Origin of the sequence: Olivibacter sitiensis DSM 17696 (assembly GCF_000427965.1) — a bacterium.
GTDB classification, from domain to species: Bacteria; Bacteroidota; Bacteroidia; order Sphingobacteriales; family Sphingobacteriaceae; genus Olivibacter; species Olivibacter sitiensis.
Window position 1 is genome coordinate 42,558 of sequence record NZ_ATZA01000009.1, and the last position, 21,327, is coordinate 63,884.

Annotated in this window: 19 protein-coding genes; 8 read left to right on the forward strand and 11 right to left on the reverse strand. The window is 48.5% G+C overall.

The window, feature by feature from the left end; all coding sequences use genetic code 11:
* Positions 1-17 precede the first annotated feature (17 nt).
* The 6 genes from A37S_RS0106745 to A37S_RS0106770 all read left to right on the forward strand — a co-directional run bounded on the left by A37S_RS0106745 (position 18) and on the right by A37S_RS0106770 (position 8,031).
* On the forward strand, positions 18-1,166 hold the full coding sequence (locus A37S_RS0106745; protein WP_028296329.1) for an iron-containing alcohol dehydrogenase: 1,149 nt from the start codon (positions 18-20) through the stop codon (positions 1,164-1,166).
* A complete protein-coding gene (locus A37S_RS23820; protein ID WP_051292785.1) occupies positions 1,163-1,888 on the forward strand; it encodes a gamma-glutamyl-gamma-aminobutyrate hydrolase family protein in 726 nt (241 codons plus the stop codon). The genes A37S_RS0106745 and A37S_RS23820 overlap by 4 nt, the downstream gene beginning before the upstream one ends.
* The gene (locus A37S_RS0106755; RefSeq protein WP_028296330.1) at positions 1,885-3,249 is read left to right on the forward strand and encodes an aldehyde dehydrogenase family protein; all 1,365 of its coding nucleotides are present in this window, start codon (positions 1,885-1,887) and stop codon (positions 3,247-3,249) included. Before A37S_RS23820 ends, A37S_RS0106755 begins: the two co-directional genes overlap by 4 nt.
* A 108-nt stretch (positions 3,250-3,357) precedes the next feature.
* Positions 3,358-5,901, forward strand: coding sequence for a phosphocholine-specific phospholipase C (locus A37S_RS0106760; protein WP_028296331.1), 2,544 nt, complete (start codon positions 3,358-3,360; stop codon positions 5,899-5,901).
* Positions 5,902-6,083: 182 nt separating this feature from the next.
* Positions 6,084-7,517 (forward strand): AAA family ATPase, encoded by a 1,434-nt coding sequence (locus A37S_RS0106765; protein ID WP_036601614.1) that lies wholly within the window; start codon positions 6,084-6,086, stop codon positions 7,515-7,517.
* 103 nt (positions 7,518-7,620) lie between these two features.
* Positions 7,621-8,031, forward strand: coding sequence for a BrxA/BrxB family bacilliredoxin (locus A37S_RS0106770; RefSeq protein ID WP_028296333.1), 411 nt, complete (start codon positions 7,621-7,623; stop codon positions 8,029-8,031).
* A gap of 168 nt (positions 8,032-8,199) precedes the next feature.
* Here the strand turns inward: A37S_RS0106770 and A37S_RS0106775 are convergent, their stop codons facing one another.
* The 11 genes from A37S_RS0106775 to A37S_RS0106825 form a co-directional block, all read right to left on the reverse strand.
* Positions 8,200-8,943, reverse strand: a complete 744-nt coding sequence (locus tag A37S_RS0106775; RefSeq protein WP_028296334.1) for a LytR/AlgR family response regulator transcription factor — start codon at positions 8,941-8,943, stop codon at positions 8,200-8,202.
* Positions 8,940-9,998 carry a sensor histidine kinase gene (locus A37S_RS26150; protein WP_051292786.1) on the reverse strand — a complete coding sequence of 353 codons (1,059 nt, stop codon included), beginning with the start codon at positions 9,996-9,998 and terminating at the stop codon, positions 8,940-8,942. Before A37S_RS26150 ends, A37S_RS0106775 begins: the two co-directional genes overlap by 4 nt.
* A 21-nt stretch (positions 9,999-10,019) precedes the next feature.
* Positions 10,020-10,643 carry a hypothetical protein gene (locus A37S_RS0106785; protein WP_028296335.1) on the reverse strand — a complete coding sequence of 208 codons (624 nt, stop codon included), beginning with the start codon at positions 10,641-10,643 and terminating at the stop codon, positions 10,020-10,022.
* 29 nt (positions 10,644-10,672) lie between these two features.
* Complete coding sequence (locus tag A37S_RS0106790; protein ID WP_051292787.1) at positions 10,673-12,838, reverse strand: TonB-dependent receptor; 2,166 nt, start codon at positions 12,836-12,838, stop codon at positions 10,673-10,675.
* 77 nt (positions 12,839-12,915) lie between these two features.
* Entirely contained in the window at positions 12,916-14,361 is a 1,446-nt protein-coding gene (locus tag A37S_RS0106795; protein ID WP_036601617.1) for an NAD-dependent succinate-semialdehyde dehydrogenase, read from the reverse strand.
* A gap of 23 nt (positions 14,362-14,384) precedes the next feature.
* Entirely contained in the window at positions 14,385-15,512 is a 1,128-nt protein-coding gene (locus A37S_RS0106800) for a zinc-dependent alcohol dehydrogenase family protein (protein WP_028296338.1), read from the reverse strand.
* Positions 15,513-15,541: 29 nt separating this feature from the next.
* Complete coding sequence (gene attM / locus A37S_RS0106805) at positions 15,542-16,345, reverse strand: AttM family quorum-quenching N-acyl homoserine lactonase (RefSeq protein ID WP_028296339.1); 804 nt, start codon at positions 16,343-16,345, stop codon at positions 15,542-15,544.
* Positions 16,346-16,502: 157 nt separating this feature from the next.
* Entirely contained in the window at positions 16,503-16,892 is a 390-nt protein-coding gene (gene gloA2 / locus A37S_RS0106810; protein WP_028296340.1) for an SMU1112c/YaeR family gloxylase I-like metalloprotein, read from the reverse strand.
* A gap of 133 nt (positions 16,893-17,025) precedes the next feature.
* A complete protein-coding gene (gene cdaA, locus A37S_RS0106815; RefSeq protein ID WP_028296341.1) occupies positions 17,026-17,817 on the reverse strand; it encodes a diadenylate cyclase CdaA in 792 nt (263 codons plus the stop codon).
* 47 nt (positions 17,818-17,864) lie between these two features.
* Entirely contained in the window at positions 17,865-19,121 is a 1,257-nt protein-coding gene (gene dctA, locus A37S_RS23830) for a C4-dicarboxylate transporter DctA (RefSeq protein ID WP_036601620.1), read from the reverse strand.
* A gap of 24 nt (positions 19,122-19,145) precedes the next feature.
* Complete coding sequence (locus tag A37S_RS0106825) at positions 19,146-19,811, reverse strand: hypothetical protein (protein WP_036601622.1); 666 nt, start codon at positions 19,809-19,811, stop codon at positions 19,146-19,148.
* A gap of 180 nt (positions 19,812-19,991) precedes the next feature.
* Here A37S_RS0106825 and A37S_RS0106830 point away from each other — a divergent pair, with 180 nt between their 5' ends.
* Together A37S_RS0106830 and A37S_RS0106835 are read left to right on the forward strand one after the other, a co-directional pair.
* The gene (locus A37S_RS0106830; RefSeq protein WP_028296343.1) at positions 19,992-20,843 is read left to right on the forward strand and encodes an NAD(P)-dependent oxidoreductase; all 852 of its coding nucleotides are present in this window, start codon (positions 19,992-19,994) and stop codon (positions 20,841-20,843) included.
* Positions 20,844-20,852: 9 nt separating this feature from the next.
* Entirely contained in the window at positions 20,853-21,299 is a 447-nt protein-coding gene (locus A37S_RS0106835; protein WP_028296344.1) for a low molecular weight protein-tyrosine-phosphatase, read from the forward strand.
* Positions 21,300-21,327 lie beyond the last annotated feature (28 nt).

Here is a 21,327-nt window from a genome sequence, read left to right on the forward strand (position 1 = left end):
TTACTTGGCAACAGCAAATGGATTTATATCAAATAGTACAATTCAACATACCGACTACTATCCGTTTTGGGTGTGGGGCAGTAAAGGAACTTCCTGCTTATCTTCAAAGCAATGGTCTCCAAAGGCCGCTGGTGGTGACCGACCCCATCATCGCCCAGCTGCCCTTTTTCAAGGAGATTATAGATGATCTGCAGAGCAGAGGCATGAGCGTGGAGGTCTTTTGCGACACCCACAAAAATCCCGTCAAGAGCGATGTCTACAAAGGAACGGAAGTCTGGGACAATACCAATCGGGACAGCATCATCGGGATAGGTGGTGGAGCGGCACTGGATATAGCGCGAGCCATTACCCTGCGTGTCAACCACCGGGAAGATCTCTTCAAATACGACGACTTGATAGGTGGCGATATCTATGTCACCAATGAGGTGCCGCATTTCATTACCATTCCTACCACGGCGGGTACGGGTAGCGAGGTGGGACGCAGCGCCATCATTGCCGATGACGAGACGCATCAAAAGCGCATCCTCTTCTCGCCCAAGCTCATGGCCAAGGTGGTCTTTGCTGACCCTTTGCTTACGATGGGATTGCCCCCGGCGGTGACTGCTGCTACAGGCATGGATGCCCTCACGCATAACATGGAGGCTTTCTTGGCCAAGAATTATAATCCCATTTGCGATGGCATCGCCCTAGAGGGTATGCGGCTCATTGCCCAATCGCTGGAAGATGCGGTGTTACGACCCGATGAGGCATCGAGAAGTAAGATGCTCCTGGCGTCCATGATGGGGGCCATTGCCTTCCAAAAGGGCCTGGGCGTGGTGCATTCCCTGGCGCATCCACTGTCTTCCCTGTTAGATACGCACCACGGGTTGGCCAATGCCGTCAACCTGCCCTATGGCCTGGCTTTCAATGTAGACGGTCATGAGGAACGTTTCGTGCGGATGGCCCATAGCTTGGGCCTGGCAGAAGCAAGTGGCGAAGCGGTGATCCGATATGTGGTGGGGCTCAACGAGCGCATCGGTATTCCGTATAGGTTGCGCGATATAGGGGTCAAGGAGGAGCACTTGGATACCTTGGCCGATTTGGCCGAGGCCGATTTCGCACATCCCAATAATCCCAAGCCCGTGAGCAGGGACGATTTCAGGAAATTGTACCAAAAGGCGTTATGAGCAAGTGCAAGATAGGCATGACCGATGGGCGGATGTACGAGCTCTATGCCCAATGGGTTTCTTCCTATTCGGAAGATATAGAGATTATCCGCTTGGGCTATCGGTTCGATAATTTGGAGCAGGTAAAGGCCTGCCAAGCACTCGTGTTCACTGGAGGGGAGGACGTACATCCTCGTCGCTATGGTCGCTTGGACTATCTGACATATTGCATCCCCGAAGATTTTGATGAGCAAAGGGACGATTTTGAATGGGCATTGCTGCAATACGCGGAACAATATCCCTTGCCTATTTTGGGCATCTGCCGTGGCCTGCAACTCATCAATGTGTTTCACGGGGGAACCCTGATACCCGATATCCCTACTTGGGGCAAGTTCAACCACGCAAAAGGGACGGACGGCCTGCCCAGGGAACATGGTATTCAGCTGGATGTCCATGGACAACTGTACCGCATAACTGGGGAGGCTATGGGAGTGGTCAACAGCCTGCATCATCAAAGTGCGGATAGGATTGGAAAGGGCTTGGTGGCTTCGGCACTTTCTCCAGATGGCATCGTGGAGGCCATAGAGCAAAAGGAAATGGAGGGAAAGCCCTTTTTCCTATTGGTGCAATGGCATCCCGAGCGGATGACCGATATAGAAAGTCCTTTTGTACGGAACATTGGCGAGGCTTTTGTGGCATCTGTAATACAGGATGGAAAAACAGTAAAGGAAGAAAAAAGATGAAGACGATAAATCCGGCAACGGGAGAACTGATAGCCGAGCTGCCAGAAGATACGCAAGAGACGCTTTGGAAAAAATACCAGGAAGCCAAATGGGCGCAAGGGCCTTGGGCGGCCGTACCGCTATCCGAGCGTATAGCCACCGTTGAACGGTTCAAGCACTTGCTGCTTCAGCAGATAGAAATGTTGGCCACCGTATTGACGGCCGAAACAGGGAAACCCTTATGGCAAGCAAAGAACGAGGTAAACGGCGCCATAGCACGCATCGACTGGCTCACGGGAAATGCCGAAAAATACCTTGCCGATGAGTCCATGACCGTTTCAGAGAGCTTACAGGAAGTCATAAGCTACGAGCCATTGGGCGTGGTATGCAATATTTCGGCCTGGAACTACCCCTATCTCGTAGGTGTCAATGTATTCGTTCCTGCCTTGCTGGCGGGCAATGCCGTGGTATACAAGCCATCGGAATTTTCGGCACATACGGGCCTGCAAATCGAACGTTTGCTGCATGAAGCGGGTGTGCCGCAGGCCGTATTTCAGGTGGCCATAGGCACAGGTGCAATAGGCAAGGCCTTACTGGAATTGCCTTTTGACGGCTATTTCTTTACCGGTTCGTATAAGACAGGGAACTATATCTATGAGCACGTGGCGCCCAAAATGGTGCCTTGCCAATTGGAGTTGGGCGGCAAGGATCCCTTGTACATTGCGGACGATGTGTTTGACGTGACGGCCGTAGCGCAGGCCACGGCAGACGGTGCCTTTTACAACAATGGGCAGAGCTGCTGCTCCGTTGAGCGGATATACGTGCATGAAAATATATACGATGTGTATGTGGAAGCCTTTGTACAACAGGTGAAAGACTGGAAAATAGGAGATCCCCATGAGGCCGATGTCTATTTCGGTCCCCTCACACGCAAGGAACAAATCAAAGTGCTGGAAGACCAGGTTGCCGATGCCTTGACCAAGGGTGCTAGCTTGCTGACAGGGGGTCAACGCGTGGAGGGAATTGGGTATTATTTCGAACCAACTGTATTGGTCGATGTACATCACGATATGGCCGTCATGCGCGCGGAAAGCTTCGGTCCCGTCATTGGCATTATGAAAGTGAAGGACGATGAAGACGCTTTATCCCTGATGCAGGACACCGATTATGGCCTCACCGCGGGCGTATATGCCCAGAGCGAGGAGAGGGCCAAGACCATCTTGCGCCAACTGAATACCGGTACGGCCTATTGGAACTGCTGCGATCGGGTGAGTGCCGCCTTGCCCTGGAGTGGTAGGCAACATTCAGGCATAGGAGCTACTTTGTCACATCAGGGTATTAGGGCTTTCACTAAACCCAAAGGCTGGCATTTGAAGTTATAAGTTGAACGTTTTAAGTTTTTATTCGGGCTGACTAAGTAGGATTTTAGAGACTTATACTAACTTGAAACTTATTACTCAACAACCAATAACGCATAACCGACAACCAAAATGGATTCAAGAAGAGACTTTATAAAAAAGGCGGCCATGCTGGCCGGAGGAGCCGGACTTTGGGAATCTTTACCCAAATCTATACAGAAAGCCTTACAGATAAAACCTGTAGAAGGAAGTACCTTTTACGATGCCGAGCACATTGTCTTGCTGATGCAGGAGAACAGGTCTTTCGACCATTGCTTTGGCACCTTGCAAGGTGTGAGGGGATTTAACGATCCCCGTGCCATTACCTTGCCAAACAAGAACCTCGTATGGTTGCAATCGTACAACAACGGGCATACCTATGCGCCCTTCCGCATGGATATAAAGAATACCAAAATTACCTGGATGGAGTCCCTCCCACATTCCTGGGGCAATCAGGTGGATGCGCGGAATGGTGGCAAATACGATGCTTGGCTTCCAGCCAAGCGATCGGGCATAAAAGCCTATCGCGACATGCCTTTGACCATGGGATACTACAACAGGGAGGATATCCCGTTCTATTACGCTTTGGCCGATGCCTTTACCGTTTGCGATCAGCACTTTTGCTCTTCGCTGACAGGAACAACCACCAACCGATTGTTTTTTTGGAGCGGCGCACTTAAAGGCAAATCGGGTGATATAGCCAACGTTCGCAATTCGGATGTGTATTTCAATAGGGAAGTGAGCTGGAAAACATTTCCCGAACGGCTAGAGGAAAATGGTATTTCATGGCGGGTCTATCAAAATGAAATCAGCCTGCAGAATGAACTAAGTGGGGAGGATGAGTCTTGGCTGGGCAATTTTACCGACAATAACCTCGAATGGTTTAGCCAATACCATGTACGTTTTAGCGAAGGGCATTATCGCTTTCTGAAGAAAAGAGTGGAAGAACTTCCTACGGAAATCCAGTCACTTAAGGATGAAATTTCCAAGCTTAAGGCCAGCCAAACCCAAAAATTGAGGAATAAGCTGGAACAAAAAACAGAGCAACTAACCAAATTTAAGGAAGAGCTGGAACAATTTAGCCCAGAAAACTTTGCCAAGCTAAGCCTTGTTGAGCAGAACCTGCACCGCAAAGCCTATACGACCAATGTGAATGATCCGCACTATCACGAAACCGAAGAGCTGAACTATGATGACGAGGGTACAGAACGGCGGATGAAGGTTCCCAAAGGTGATGTGCTTTACCAATTTCGCGACGACGTCAATAGCGGAAAGCTCCCTACGGTGTCTTGGTTGGTAGCCCCACAGAACTTTTCGGATCATCCCAGCGCTCCCTGGTACGGAGCTTGGTATATATCGGAGGTATTGGATATCCTGACCAAAAATCCGGAAGTATGGAAGAAGACCATCTTTATCCTCAACTATGACGAGAATGACGGCTGTTTCGATCACATACCACCTTTTGTGGCACCCAGGCCAAATGACTCCCATGATGGGGCTGTATCGGAAGGCTTGGATACCAGCGATGAATACGTCACCATGGCCGAAGAGCAAAGCCGTGAAAGCCAGCCTGGCGATATGCGCGAAAGCCCCGTGGGCTTGGGCTACCGTGTTCCCCTCATCATCGCCTCTCCCTGGACCGCGGGCGGATGGGTCAACTCCGAGGTGTGCGATATTACCTCCACCATTCGTTTTATGGAGAAGTTCCTGTCAAAGAAAACGGGTAAGGAAATTCGCGAAACGAATATCAGTAGCTGGCGCAGGGCCGTTACGGGCGACTTGACTTCCAATTTCCGACCATTTGATAGCAATAGTCCCGTGTTCGATCAGTTTGTGGACTATAAACCTTTTGTGAAAAGCATCTTCAATGCCCAGTTCAAGCAGATACCCGACAATTATAAACGCTTGGACGAAACGGAGATAAAAGAGGCTAATAGCAATCCGCTGGGGAGTCCATCCTTGCCGCATCAGGAAATGGGCATACGAAAGAGCAGCGCCTTGCCTTATCAACTACATGTAGACGGTGGCCTGCTTACCGATCGTAAATCGATAGCCCTAAACTTCAAGGTGGAAGATAATGCATACGGTATGGATTATAATGGATGTCCTTTCACCGTATATGCGCCAGATAACTACTTGCAAGAGGGTAAAGATGGGACAAGTACTTTTCAACCGGTAAAGGGCTGGTCATATGCTGTTAAGAAAGGGGATATGTTGAAGGCAATCTATCCTTTAGAGCACTTTGAGAACGCAAATTACCACTTGCGTGTTTATGGCCCTAATGGTTTTTACAGGATGTTTAAGGGAAATGGGACAGACCCAGAGCTGGACATCTTCTGTCGTTATGAACAAAGCAATGGGCTGCCTACGGGAAAGATAATCTTACAGTTGAGTAAAAAAGGGATGGCAGCGGAATATAGCATCACCTTGGCGGACGAGGTTTATGGTAAGAGCGCACAAGAGATTGTATGGAATGGTCAGCCCCTTACACTGCAAGTAGATACTGCTAAAAGCTATGGTTGGTATGACTTCCATATACATGTAAAAGGCTTTCCTTCCTTTGAAAGGCGCTTTGCGGGCAGGGTAGAAACAGGCAAGCACAGCATGACCGATCCCTATATGGGAGGGCTATTATAGCTTGTTGACTGCCTCTTTGAATAGAGCTATATCTCGCCAAAACTATATATTTTTTACTAGTTTTGGCGAGTTATAATTTTTTATATCTCGCCAAAACTATATATTTGTATCTGGTTTTGGCGAGTTATAGTTTTTTATATCTCGCCAAAACCAAGTGTTTCTTCTTTTTAAAAGGATGTATAATGGAAAATTTGGTAGGCCGATTGGAAGAAAGGGAAATACTGGAAGAGGCCCTGAAGAGCGAGGCAGCAGAGCTGATTGCCATTTACGGACGGAGACGGGTAGGCAAGACTTTCCTTGTTAAATCCGTGTACAAAAACCGTCTTGTCTTTGAATTTTCGGGTATGCACAATGCAGGGATAAAAAAGCATTTGCAACAATTTGCGCTTGCCATGCAAACGGCCTCTGCCAGTCCCTTGCCCCTATCTGCCCCGGCGAACTGGATAGAAGCCTTCCACCTGTTGCAACAATTGTTGGAAGAGAAACTCAAAAAGCAGAAAATGGTCGTGTTTATCGATGAGTTCCCCTGGCTCCATACGCCAAGGTCTGGTTTCACGCAGGCCTTTGGACATTTTTGGAATACCTGGGCGGCATGGCAGGACAAATTGGTGGTCGTCATCTGTGGTTCGGCAGCCTCTTGGATGATTCGCCATGTGGTCAACGATCGGGGAGGTTTGCACAATCGGGTTACCAGACGGATACGTCTTTTGCCCTTTACGGTAGGCGAAACGGCTACCTATCTACGGTCGCAAAAGGTCAATCTAGACCCATACCAGATACTGCAACTGTATATGTGCATGGGGGGTATCCCTCATTATCTCAAATCCGTACAGGCCGCATCGAGTTCCGCACAGGTCATAGATAAATGTTGTTTCACCAAAAATGGGCCTTTGCGCGATGAGTTTACATTGCTCTATCAATCGTTGTTTGACCATGCCGAACATCATTTGCAAGTGGTGCGCGCATTGGCTCAGAAATCGAGGGGAATGACCAGAAACGAGATTATCAAGGCAATAGGCCTGACCACTGGAGGCGGCTTGACCAAGATACTCAACGAGCTGGAAGAGTCTGGCTTTATTAGCGGTTATATCCCTTTTGAGAAGACGGCAAAGGATAGCTTGTACAAGCTAACGGATGAATACTCGCTGTTTTACCTGAAATTCATCGAACATGCCCGGGCAACGGGAGAAGGAACCTGGATAAAACTATCGCAGGGAAGTAGTTGGAAGGCTTGGAGCGGCTATGCCTATGAGAACATCTGTATGAAGCATGCCGCACAATTGAAAAGGGCATTGGGCATAGGTGACGTATATACCGAGGTATCTCCATGGCGGTACAGGGCAAAAGAGGAGGAGCAGGGCGTACAGGTCGATTTGCTGTTCGACCGGCAGGATAAGTGTATCAACCTGTGCGAGATTAAGTTTTACAACGGGGCGTTTGCTATTGACAAGGCCTATGCGGATAAGTTGAAACAAAAGCTCCGCATTTTCAGGGAAAAAACCAAAACACGGAAAACGGTTTTTCTCACGCTCATAACCACCCATGGTCTAAAGCAGAATACCTATTCCCTTGAATTGGTGCAAAAGGAACTGACCATGAAAGCACTGTTTGACTGAGGCCCGAAGCCCTGCATTCTGACAATAGCTTGAATATGCACCATTGTGCAACATAGGAAAGAGTAGTAACTTTGTAGTCAAATTAAAATTAAACAAAGAAGCTATGTATCCAGAATATTTGGTAGAGCCCATGCGTAAGGAACTTACGACTGATGGTTTTGAGGAATTGAAGACACCGGAAGAGGTTGATGCCGCCATTACTTCCGAAGGAACCGTATTTGTGGTGGTTAACTCCGTATGCGGTTGCGCTGCGGCCAATGCTCGTCCTGCCGCAAAAGTAGCAGTGAAAAACGAGAAACACCCTGATAAGTTGGTGACCGTATTTGCTGGTATGGAAAAAGATGCGGTAGACAAGGCACGTGGCTATATGCTGCCTTACCCCCCATCTTCTCCGGCTATGGCCCTGTTCAAAGACGGCAAATTGGTGCACATGATAGAGCGTCATCACATAGAAGGCCGTCCTGCACAGATGATCGCCGACAATTTGGTGGCAGCCTTTAATGAGTATTGCTAGCCTGTAAAGCATACTATCCGTAGTCTGTAGGGATAGCTGTGTGTATTGGGGACTACGGATTGGACATTGAGGAGGTAGTCTGGAGACTACCTTTTCACGTTTTTATCCTTAGTCTCTACCGCCCAAGGCCTTGCTTCAGACTAAGGATAGTGCAATTGATAAAAAGATTCAAATCCCCAACTTTAGTTTAATCTGCTCTCCATAAGACCTGCTCGATTTCAGTCGTACTTCCTCTGTTCCGCGGAGTACAAATGTGAAACTTCCATTGAACCCCTTGCGAATTTCCTTGATATAGCTGCTGTTGATGATCAAGGCGCGATGAATGCGCAGGAAATCATCTGATAGCTTATCCTGTAGGGCTGTGAGCGAATAGTCGGTAATATGCTTTTGTCCGTCCTTTGTATATAGAAAGACGTATTTGTCCTCGGCCTCTAGGTATAGCACATCATCGATCCTAAGTAATAGGATGCGGTCGCCTATTTTAACGGTGATGGTCTTTAGCGCTTCCTTGGGAGGAATGATGCTCAGCTGGCCAATGGCAGCTATATTGCCACGAAGGCTGTTATTCCTCAATTTTTCCAGCGTTCGCTCCAGGCGCTTTTCCTCTATGGGCTTTAGCAGGTAATCTATGGAGTTTTCCTCAAAGGCCTTGATGGCAAACTGGTCATAGGCCGTAGCGAAGATCACGATAGGCTGGTGCTTTATCTTTGCCAGCATGTCAAATCCGTTCAGCACGGGCATCTCGATATCCACAAAAACCACGTCTGGCAGGAGGGCATCGATGAGTTCTGCTCCCTCCTCGCCATTGGAAGCTTCTCCTACTATTACCAGTTCATCCTTGTAACCAGACAGCAACTGGCGTAGCCTGGCTCTTGCAATGGGTTCGTCATCTATCAATAGTGCGCGTATCATACCAAGGGGATTTTTATCTGTATCATTTTTTCGGGCTTGTTGATCAGTTCCACACTGGCGGCCCCTTTGTATAGCAGATTGATTTTGTCAAAAGTGCTTTGCAGGCCGTAGCCTACTTGCAGGTCGTCTGGGAAAGGCTTGCCATTGTCTATTACCTGTATGAAGAGGTATGCGTTTTCCCGGAAGATACGCACTTTCAATAGGCCATCCCTAGGTAGTTCGGCCAAGCCATGCTTTAGCGCATTTTCTACCAATGGCTGCAATAGAAATCGGGGAATCTGCACATTTTGGAGTGAATGATCCATTTCCACCTGAAAGCTGATGCGCTCGGCAAAACGTATTCGTTCTATTTCCAAATAGGTGTTCAGTAAATCCATCTCTTCGCTAAGCGGCACGAGGCTCTCTTGCTGATAGTTCATGCTGTGCCTGAACAGGGTGGCGAGATTGATGGTCATCTGCTCTGCCTTTTGCGGATCCTGCTTGATGAGGCCCACGATGGAGTTGAGCGCGTTGTACAGGAAATGCGGATTGATCTTGGCCTGTAGGGCATCCAGTTCCGCCTGCTTGCGCAAGGCATTGGTGCGTGTCAGTTCCAGTTCCTTTTCCTGAAATTTCTGTTGTATCAGTGCTTTCCGATAATGGCTGATATAGATGATGGTGCATACCAGCAGTACCAAAAAGGCGTCGAACGGATAGTCACCCCAATGTGGAAATGTGCTTGACCAACCAAGGACGGGGCTTATGATGGCATAGGTCAATTCTACCCCTACGAGCATCCCTGCCAGACTCAGCAGGTAGTAGACCGGAAAGCCCAACCAAACGTTTTCCCAACGCAATATCTTTGTCGCATGGGCTACGTAGATAATATTGGAGATGACAAAGGTAATGACCAAGCCGAACGATACGGAAACGAATAGGTAGCGCAAGGGAAGGAGTTCTTTCCTAAACAGGCAGTTGAGCAAATAGACGCAAAAGCCGATGCCTATCCCCAATAGCCCATACCGTAAGTTGGTACTTGTCCAAGAAGACGTTTTTTTACTAGTAGTACGTTCCATGTCGAAAAAAGATAAAACAGCCTATTGTGCCAAAAGTCGTTGCAGTTCCTTGCGGCCCCATTGAGGGGCAAGTTCGTCTTTCGGTTCAAAAGTGTCAAATTTTTCTTTGGCCTTTTCCAGCAGGACCGTTGCCGCTTCCTTGCCGCCGCCAAAGGCGGCAGGGGTATAGTACAGGTTTTGACCCTGTATCAGGTACACCCTCGGGTTTTGGGGATCCAGCTTTTCTGCTTTCTCCAAAGCCGCCTGTGATGAACCCATATAGGAAAGCCTGTTCGGTGGGTCTATGGAAAGTTTCATGTACTCCACATAGCCTTTTAGGGCGAGCAGCTCGCTGTTGTCGCTCAGCTTGAGGCCTTTCTCAACGAGTTTCAGGGAATTGTCGAGCAGGGCATCTCTCTCCTTTTCCTCCTGCGACCAAAAGTTGGCATAAAGGTTGGCATAGGCTGCATAATACAGCGGTAGCCACTCCTTGGGTTCGGCATCGGCTATACGCTCGAAAAGTGCCGCTTTCTCCAAAAGGCTTTCCTTGCTCTTGACCGAGTCCAGTGCGGCAATTGCTGCCGACATCGTTTCCCTGTAGTTGTTCTGTGCTTGTGCCAAGCTGGTTCCCAATAGCGTGATGAGGACAATGATGTACTTTTTCATGTTGTTTTTCCGTTTGATTTTTTTACTTTTTAATCATAAAATGTCTTATCCCCAATTGTGACAATGATGCCGAATAGGATGTTCCTGCGTGTAGCGGGCAGGATAGTCTGGCGTTCGCCTCCACCGGCCGCATATTGATAGCCAAATACCTGCCTATTGCCCACTACATTGTCTACATTGAGGTAAATGACCGTGAGCTGCTTGAACCAAGAAGTAATGTAATTGGCATTCAGGCTGGTATTGTGGTAATTGGGGGCTTTATCTCCAAGGAAATGTGCATTGTTCGGATTGTAATAGCTCCTGCCCGTGGCAAAAAGATAGCCGGCACCCACTTGGGTGTTTATGGCCGAAAGGTATTTCTTCCAGAATACATTGAACGTGTGTTTGGAAGCAAAGGTAGGCACGGCACTTACCGGATAGTCCATATACAGGCGTTCGGTATCCAGAAAGGAATAGCTGATTCTGTATTCGGCATTTTTCAATGTTTTTCTGTCGCGCCAGAACAGGTCGAGCCCTCTGGCATAGCCGTCGCCATTGTTTGAAAGTATGCCATTATGCTCCCGCACCAATTGGCTATAGCGCTTGTAGTACAGTTCGCTCCTGAAGTTATAGTCCGTTTTCTTAAACTCATAATTGGCCACGTAGCCCTGCACGGCCTCAAAACCGAGCCTTGTCAATAGCAGATACTTATCGGCTGGATTTTGGTAGTACAGGCCGTAATTGGCCGCGACTTGCGAGTTGGCGTTTAGCTTGTAGGACAATGCCAGTCGAGGCGAAACATTGAAGCGTCTCAAGTAGGACGAATACTCGCTCCTGAGCCCTGTTCTCAAGACCATTTTTCGATTGAAGAACACATCTGCTTCTGTAAAGGCAGCCGTCAGTTGCTCTTGATATGCCCGGAAGAGCTCGTCCAAGGCGTCTTTTCTGTGGGTATAGAAGCTTTCCGTGCCGAAGCGTAAGGAAGAAAGCGTGCCGATAAAATACGTAGCAACGGCCCTAAGCTGCGCAGACTGGTCGATGCGCTGCGCAAGGCCTAGTGGCAAGGCTATATGGTCTTTGGCGTAGTTGTAGGCTAGGCCAGTTTCCAGTTTCCAATGCTCGCCCACCATATCCTGATACGTGCTGTTGATATAGGAGTTTCGATTCCTGATGGCAATGGCTCCAAGGGAACGATCGTCCCTGACACCCGTTGGATTAATAGCGGTGTCTGTTGCCAAGGCCATGTTTTGTATCCCCATTTTGGAATCGCTGTAGTCCATATAGTACTTGAAGAGGCCTATGGCAGAGGTCTTTTGAATGAACTGAGCACCTATGGAATTCGATTTGGGATGTTGCTGCCAATCTATTTGACTTTTATTTATGTAGGTGTAGCTTGGTTTTAGGTCATAAAGGCTGGCCGTGAGTACCAGGCCGCTGTTGTTGTGTCGGATGTTTTGCTGCACCTCTCCACCCACGGAAAGCAAACGGATAGAAGTACTGGTCTTTTTCGGCAGGTCATTGGTCTGAAGGGAGAGCACGGACGATAGTGCCTGTCCAAATTGTGCGGAATAGCCACTGGTAGAAAAATCCGTGCTGCGAAAGTTGAAGGCCGAAAATCGGGCACGCGAAGATAGTCCCTGCACTTGTGCATTGATGGGATTTTTCATGAGCATGCCGTCTATAAAGGTCTTGGTCTCGGCAGGCGCTCCACCACGGACCATGAGGCCACTCTCGCCAAAGGCCAACTGGGCTCCGGGCAAGGTCTGCATGGCCCCAAAGACATCGGCCGCCATACCCGGCGTGGTGGCTATGTCCAGTGCGTTTAAGGCAATGCCCTTGCCCTGTATGCCCGATACAAAGTTGCCGGCGCTGATGGTGACGGTATTCAGCATGTTTGCTTTTTCCATCAGCCTGATGTGCAAGCTGTCGGGCAGCTCGTTTAGATTGACGTTCAGGCTGTCCGTTTCAAAGTTCAAGGCCTTCACCAGTAAAGTCTGTGTACTTTGTTGCCTTGTCTGGAACAGAAACCTGCCCATGCTATCGGTGGAGGCTCCGTCATAGCTTCCCTTGATGCTCACGGAGGCAAAGGGAATGGCCCGGCGCCGCTGGTCGGTGACCACTCCCTTTACCGTGGTTTGTCCCAGCAAATCCTTACTCTTTAATAGCAGGAGCAGGATAATGAACAAGGGATAGATATAGCACTTCTTGGTTTCCATGTCCCAAAAATGGGATTATGGCATCCTTTGCACTAGCTTTTTCTGACGAGCGGTAGTATTTGGGGGATGAGCGGTATCTATTTCACGCCGCCAAAGCAGAGATATTTCAGTTCCGTATAATCATCGATGCCATACTTGGAGCCTTCTCGGCCCTTGCCGGAATATTTCACCCCGCCAAAAGGCGCCACTTCCGTAGAGATGATGCCCTCGTTGATGCCTACCATACCGTATTCCAGGGCTTCGCTGATTTTCCAGCTTCTGGTGACACTGCCCGTATAAATGTATGACGCCAAGCCGAAAATCGTATCATTGGCCATTTGCACGCCCTCCTCGTCCGTATGGAAACGGAAAATGGGAGCTATGGGTCCAAAAATTTCCTCTTTGGCAAATTTCATGTCTGTAGTGGCTTCGGAAATGACCGTAGGCTGGAAGAAATAATCATCTATAGGCTCACCGCCCAAAATAATCTTTCCTCCTTTTTCCTTGGCATCTTCCACAAAGGATTTGGTTTTGTCAATGGCTTTTTTATTGATGAGCGGGCCTATTTGTACGCCTTCATCAAGGCCATTGCCCACCTTAAGCTGGGATACGGCTTCGGTAAACTTGCGCGTGAACTCGTCATATACGCTATCTTGTACCAGAAAGCGGTTGACGCACACACAGGTCTGCCCTGCATTGCGGAACTTGGAGGCGATGGCTCCCTTGACGGCGGCATCGATGTCGGCATCGTCAAATACCAGAAAAGGTGCATTGCCGCCCAGTTCCAGGCTGAGGGTCTTCAGGGTGGAGGCGCTTTGTGCCGACAATAATTGCCCCACGCGGGTGGAGCCTGTGAAAGATATTTTGCTTACAAGTTCGCTTTCGCACAAAAATTCGCCTATGGCAGCAGGCTCGTCGCTCACTATCAGGTTGAATACGCCTGCGGGAAATCCAGCCTCTTGAGCCAGTTTGGCCAAGGCAAGGGCAGTAAAAGGAGTCTCCTCGCTAGGGCGTATGACCACGGGACATCCCACCGCAAGAGCGGGAGCTACTTTACGTGTTATCATGGCCAATGGGAAATTCCAGGGGGTCAAGGCGCCCACAACGCCAATAGGCTGGCGGATGACCACCACTCGGCGATCGGCAGAGAAGCCAGGAATGACATCGCCGTAGACCCTTTTTGCTTCCTCGGCAAACCATTGGATGAAAGAAGCACCATAGTCCACCTCGCCGCGGCTCTCTGTCAGCGGCTTGCCACATTCCAAGGTCATGATGGTAGCTATCGCCTCCTTGTTTTCGATGATGAGCGAAAACCATTTTTCTAAGACGGCCTGCCTTTCCTTGGCGGTCTTTTCTCGCCAAGGGACAAAAGCACGATGAGCCGCCTCGATGGCATTTTGCAACAGGCCGGTGCCGCTATTGTATATGCTACCAATGCTGCTGCCGTCTGCCGGGTTTTTTACGTCTAACTTTTCCTCAAATTCCGCTACCCACTCGCCATCTACAAAAGACTTGTCGAAGAGTAAATTTTTATAATCTGTCATTTTAACCAAATCCTAATCCAAAATTATTCAAATAGCACGACTTGACGGATGGCTTCACCAGCGGCCAAGCGTTCAAAGCCCTCATTGATGTCTTCCAGTTTGAGACGGTGAGTAATTAGTTTCTCTACCGGAAGGCGGCCTGCCCGATATAGTTCCAGGTAAGCGGGAATATCCCTCAAGGGCACGCAGCTTCCCAAATAGCAACCTTTAAGTGTTTTTTCATCGCCCACCAACGCTACCGGAGATAAGCTAAAGCGCGAGTCTGGGTGAGGCAGGGCTCCTGTCACCGTAGTTCCTCCACGTTTGGTGGCATTAAAGGCAAATTCAAGCGCGGGCATGGCACCGGCAAATTCCACCGCAATATCCACGCCTCCATCGGTATCGTCCTTTACCTCCTGCAAGGCAGTGTCCGCACCCGAATCTACAGCTTGCTGGGCGCCAAGCTCCACGGCGGTGTCACGTTTGTAGGAACTGATATCGGCCGCAATGACCTTGGAAGCGCCAGCAGCGCGCGCGCCCAGGATAGCAGACAGCCCTACGCCCCCCAAGCCTACCACCATCACGCTGTCGCCGGCTTTCACCCTGCCGGTATTTACTACGGCACCCACCCCCGTCATCACGGCACAGCCAAAGAGGGCGGCTATTTCAAATGGGATTTCGCGATCTATTTTTACCAATGAATCGATCGAGGCAACTGTATAGTCGGCAAAGCCGGATACGCCCAAATGATGGTAGTAATACTGGCCATCTTTTTTGATGCGGCGGTGACCTCCCAACAGTACACCCTCTCCATTGGCCTTCGCTCCTACCTCGCATAGTGCCGGACGGCCCGACTGGCAAAACTTACAATGGCCGCAAGTGGGCAAAAAGGCAAAGACCACATGGTCGCCCACCTCAAATTTGGTTACCCCCTCACCCACTTCGACAATTTCGCCCGCGGCTTCATGGCCTAGCACCATGGGCAGTGGACGTGGGCGGTTACCATCAATCACCGAAAGATCGGAGTGGCATAGCCCCGCAGCCTTGATCTTTACCAGTACTTCTCGCAAGCCTGGTGGATCTAGCTCTACCTCTTCTATCTTTAAAGGTTTGCTCTCCGTATATGGACGGGGCAGTTTCATGTCGTGCAGTACGGCAGCTCTAGTTTTCATCTTTATTCCTTTTGTTCTAAATGGTTGTCCTAATCATAAAATTCCGGTGCTTTCTTAAACGAAGGCCAAGCATCCGGATCGTGGCCCGTCACGACGGTAGCTCCGTGTTTTGACGCCAAAAAGCGTAATTTGGCCACGGAACGTACCGAATCTACCGCCGAAGCGAGAAATCCCGGCAGAGCCTTGTCGTCCCAATGGTCGGTAGTATAGGCCGCATCTACGGTCAGCAAGAGTGGGGCGGACTGGGACAGCGTAATTAAAAAGCTACTGTGACCCGGTGAGTGCCCTGGAGTATAGATGATTCGGATGCTACCATCCCCAAAGAGGTCAAAGCCATCATCTGCTTCGCCCTTTAGGAAATGCCATTTGAGGCCTGGTTTGTCAAAATCCTTACGGATATAGCCGCCCGCGGCAAACCAGTCGGCGGTAAAGGCATATTCATACTCGTTGCGCTGCACGATGTGGGTGGCATTTGGGAAACGACCCACGGCTCCCGTATGATCGAGATGCAAGTGACTCTGCAGCACAAATTTGATGCTCTCGGGCGCTATTCCCAATTCTTTCAGCGCGTTGACGCAGCCCTCTTTTTCTTGCATCACCGGCCAATAGACCTGCGTGATGTCACCCCAATGGCCTACGGGATCTGTGGCGCATTCTACGGCATTGCCCCCATCGATAATCACGTTTCCCTTAGGATGGGTGATGAGATACCAAGGGACGGGAATCTCATAGGGTTCTAGCGATGCGTTCATCTTAATGTTGTTTTCTTTACACTTCAAAACACCTGTTTGAAACATATACAGGCGAATGCCTTGTTCTTCTTCCTTTTTCATGTTTAAGTTTTATAAAATGGTGGTTTATGTTTTTGGGATCATTTTATAAAAACAAATAAAAAGAAGTTCGGTTTGCGCATTTCTGCGTTTCTTTTGAATTTGGAACTAGGAAGGGCAGCAGGAAGGTTTAGGGTAAATATGCTGTGTAACGCTAGTATTAGATTTCGTAAAATTCTATCGGTAGATCGTCTGGATCGGCAATGAAGGTGAACTTTTTTCCGGTGTACTCATCGATGCGTATGGGCTCGGCCTCGATGTGGTGCTGTTGCAGGTAGCTAACGATTTCTTCCACGTTGTTTACCGCAAAAGCCAAGTGACGAAGTCCCCGAGCTTCGGGCCTGCTGGGGCGTGCGGGAGTATTGGGGAAGGAGAATAGCTCGATGACGTAATGCTCGCCAATGGCCAGATCCAGTTTGTAGGAACCCCTTGCTTCCCGATAGACTTCCCTAAGTACTTTCAAACCTAGTATTTCGGTATAGAATTTTTTTGATTTGGGATAATCCGAACAGATGATGGCTACATGATGAACACTTTTTATATAAGGCATAAAAAAACAATTAAAAAAAACTCTTATCAGCTTGTTGTCTATTCGCTCCCGCTTTGGCGGGATGAGATTCCTCGACTACGCTCGGAATGACAACGGGAGAGCAGACCATTAACCATTAATAATTAACCATTAGCTACACATCTTCATTCAGAAAGATTTCCAGCTCCTCGTGGCTGATATTCATATTGACGTTCCCTTGCTTGGCGTAGGAGATCTCGCCCGTTTCTTCCGAGACGATAATTGCCACGGCATCGCTCATTTCCGTTACGCCAATGCCGGCACGGTGACGTAGCCCGAATTGGAGAGGAAGGTCTTCGCTGTCCGATAGCGGAAGTACGCAACTTGCAGTTTTTATTCGCCAGTCTACAATAATCAAAGCACCATCGTGTAGCGGGCTGTTTTTCTGAAAGATGCTCTCTAGGAGTCTTTTGGATATCTCGGCATCTATGTATTCGCCACTATTTTGATAATATTCCTCGTCAAAGAATTTGGAAAACACGATAAGGGCTCCTGTTCTGGATTTGGCCATGCTCCTACAGGCATCGATGATGGGTTTTATGTGTGCCGAATTGTCCTTGTCCAATTCTTTTTTGCCCAATAGCAGGGACCAGAGCTTCCTGTTGCGCTTGATGGAAATGTTTTTCCCGATATGCAGTAAAAATCGTCTTATTTCTTGTTGAAACACCACGATCAAGGCGATGGAGCCTACACTGATAAAGCCACCGAAGATCTCGGTTAGGAGGCGCATTTCCGATTGCTTTACCACCAAATAGGCCATATAGATGATGAAAAGCCCTACTAGGATGTTCACGGCGATGGTACCACGAATGAGGTTGTAGATATAGTAGATGATGATGGCTACGAGAAAGATATCTACCACATCGAGGAAGCGGATGCTGAAAAAACTGAAATCAAAATCGGCCATAACGCTAAGTAAATAATAAAAAGTCAAAAGTAAAAGACATTCTTTCGCTAAGCAGAAGCTAGTACTTGCTTAGCTTTTTCTACATCTAGTTCTTTCTCCCATTTGGCGATAACTATCGTGGCAGCTGTATTGCCAATGATATTGGTTAGTGCCCTAGCTTCGCTCATGAAGCGGTCAATTCCCAGTATGAGGGCCACCGACTCCACCGGAACATGGCCCACCACGGGCAGTGTCGCGGCTAGCGTCACAAAGCCACTTCCCGTCACGCCTGCCGCTCCTTTGGAGGTGAGCAATAATACTACCAACAATGTCAGCTGCTGGTTGAAATTCATATGCATATCCAATGCCTGGGCAATGAATATGGCAGACATGGTAAGGTAGATAGACGTACCGTCCAAGTTGAAGGAATAACCCGTGGGCACTACTAGTCCCACCACCGGTTTGGAGCAGCCCATGTCTTGCAGCTTTTTCATGATGCCAGGTAAGGCCGACTCGGAGGAGGATGTGCCCAGTACGATGAGCAGTTCCTCTTTAATGTATTTGAGCAGTTGCCATATGCTGAAGCCACAAAAGTGAAGTACGCCTCCGATGATGAAAAAGATGAATAGCAGGCAGGTAACGTAAAAGCAAATCATGAGTATGCCCAGGGAGGCCAGCGATGATAGCCCATACTTGCCTATGGTATAGCCCATAGCACCCATGGCGCCCAGCGGGGCCACTTTCATAATGATTTTTATCAGCGCAAATAAACCATCGAGGAAAGACTGCAATACAGTAAGCGTGGGCTTTGCGGCATCTCCAATTTTGGAGAAGGCAATACCAAGTAGCAATGCGAAGAAGAGCACCTGCAACAGATTGCCGGTGGCTAAGGAGCCTATTACATTTTCTGGAATGATGCCCAGCAGAAAATCTTTCAATGACTCATGTTGTTCTCCCTCTTTGATGTATGCCTGAACACCCGAGGTGTCCATGCTGGCAGGATCGATGTTCATGCCCGTACCCGGCTGTACAATGTTGACAATGACCATCCCTAAGATTAGGGCTATGGTGGTCATTACCTCAAAATAAAGCATGGCCTTTACCCCCACCTTGCCCACTTTCTTTACGTCCTCCATACCGGCGATACCCAAGACTATGGTACAAAAGATGAGTGGAGCGATAACCATTTTTACCAATTTGATGAAGCCGTCTCCAAAAGGTTTTAGGGCAATGCCCACATTGGGATAAAAATAGCCGATAAATATACCGATGATGATGGCTACAATGACCTGTGCGTAGAGGCTTCTCTTCAAAAAGGATCTCATAAAATGGAAGGCTGGGACTGTTGGCTATTTGTTTTTACGTTCGGGTCTATGGCTGTAGAACTGTTCTTTCAATTTCTCAATTTCCAAGGGCTCGTTTTCCTTGTCTAGAGCAAAAAGCCAGGCTTTCTCCTGCAGTATCGGCGCGGTCTTTTTGGCATTGGCCAAATCAAAGGCCCTGATTTTCAGCTTTTCCTCTCTAGGGGCTATACTGATACGCAAACTGGAGGTATGGAATATTGTCTTGAAATGAAACGTCGGCCAATTTCCTAGCTCATTCATCTTTGCAGCGTATATTTTTTCTGTCTTTTGAGGGCCTACCATACCTGCAAAAACGCCTTCGAGTTTATTCGATTTTTCTGTGCCAAAGCTGATGAGCAATTCAAAGCTCGTTTCGTTGATCAGGTAAAAAGAAGCAAGCTCGTTGCGTAGGTCGGTCGTAACGGCCAGGTGAACGCCCTCCTCGACAAACTGACTGGAAGGAACGATTTTAGAGGCTGGGGGCTCATCAAAGTTTTCGTCTTTCTTGCTGAATTGGCCATAGACCAATGTTACCTTGGATGTTGGCACGGGAATGCCAAAGCCATCGTCGCCCGTTACCTCAATCAGCTCCTCATTTAAGATGTTGGTGACATGACCTTCCAATTCCTCATCCACAAAGCGCACATAATCGCCCAATCTAAAATTCGTCATTATATTCCTGTTTGTTGTCTTGGTTATATTTAAAGAGGGCGTTAATAGCCTGTATCCAAAGGTAAATAATAGAATTGAGGTACACAATAACTTTATTTTTCTCCTTTTTGAAAGTAGTTTGTAAGTCCATATGCGTAATTTTGAAAGAATAATTTACTGCAATAAGCAAAAAAATTGGATATGAGATTAGGATGGTTAGGCATTGGAAACATGGGTAATCCCATGGCGGGCAATTTGTTGAAGGCTGGATATTCGCTCACTGTCTATAACAGAACAGCAGAAAGAGCAAAGCCACTGATTGAGAAGGGGGCTAAGCAGGCCAAAGATCAGGCGGAACTGGTGGAGGGATGTGACGTTATCTTTACGATGCTTTCGGATGACAAAGCTGTGGAGGAGGTCTATTTAGGGAATGATGGCCTATTTACAAAACCTGTTAAGGGCACGCTATTTATCAATATGAGTACCGTGGCACCCGGCACGTCGGAAAAGCTGTACCACAAAGCCAAGAAGCGTGATGCGAACTTTATAGAGGCACCGGTGTCTGGCAGTGTGAAACCGGCGGAAGATGCCACGCTGGTTATCTTGGCTGCGGGGGATAAGGAAGATATGGAAGGAGCAAGGCCCCTATTGGAAAAATTGGGCAAACTGGTGCTCTACACGGGAGCGATAGGTAAAGGGGCCATTGCCAAATTGTCCATCAATTATTTTCTGGCACTCACGCTCCAAGGATTGGCAGAGTCTGTACTCTTTGCCAAGTCACATGGTATAGAGCCAACGCAGATGCTTAGCATCGTGAATGAAGGGGCGTGTGGTAGCGGTATTACCAAGCTGAAAAGTCCTGCCATTTTGAAAGGCGAGTTTCCTCCTGCCTTTGCCCTTAAGCATATGGCCAAGGACCTGCGGTTGATTAGGGATGAAGGCATAACAACGCCAGTGGCAAAGCCGGTAATAGAAAGCTATCAACGAGCATTGGAAAAGGGGCTTGGAGACGAAGACGTCATGGCCATCATCAGTTATCTGGAAAAAGCATAATTTTACGGCATGAAGATACTCATGGTTTGCCTAGGCAATATTTGTCGTTCACCGCTTGCGCACGGCGTATTCGAACATTTGGTGAGGGAAAGAGGCTTGCCTTGGTATGTCGACTCTGCAGGTACGGGGAATTGGCATATCGGTGAGCCGCCTGATAGACGTTCCATGGCTATAGCCAAGCGGCATGGCATTGATATTTCTTGCCAGAGAGCAAGGCAGTTTAAACGGGATGATCTGCAAGAATTCGACCGTGTCTTTGCGATGGACAAAAGCAATTACCGCGACCTGTTAGGCATAGCCGCCACCAAAGAAGAGAAAGAGAAAATAGCGCTTTTCTTGCCCATGGAGGAGGTGCCAGACCCCTATTGGGACGATACGCTTTTTGAACATGTTTACATGCTGGTCGCTCAAAGGAGCGAGCAACTGATAGCCGAATTGTTAGAAACAAGTCAGTAATTTACGGACTATTGGATATGGAGGGCCG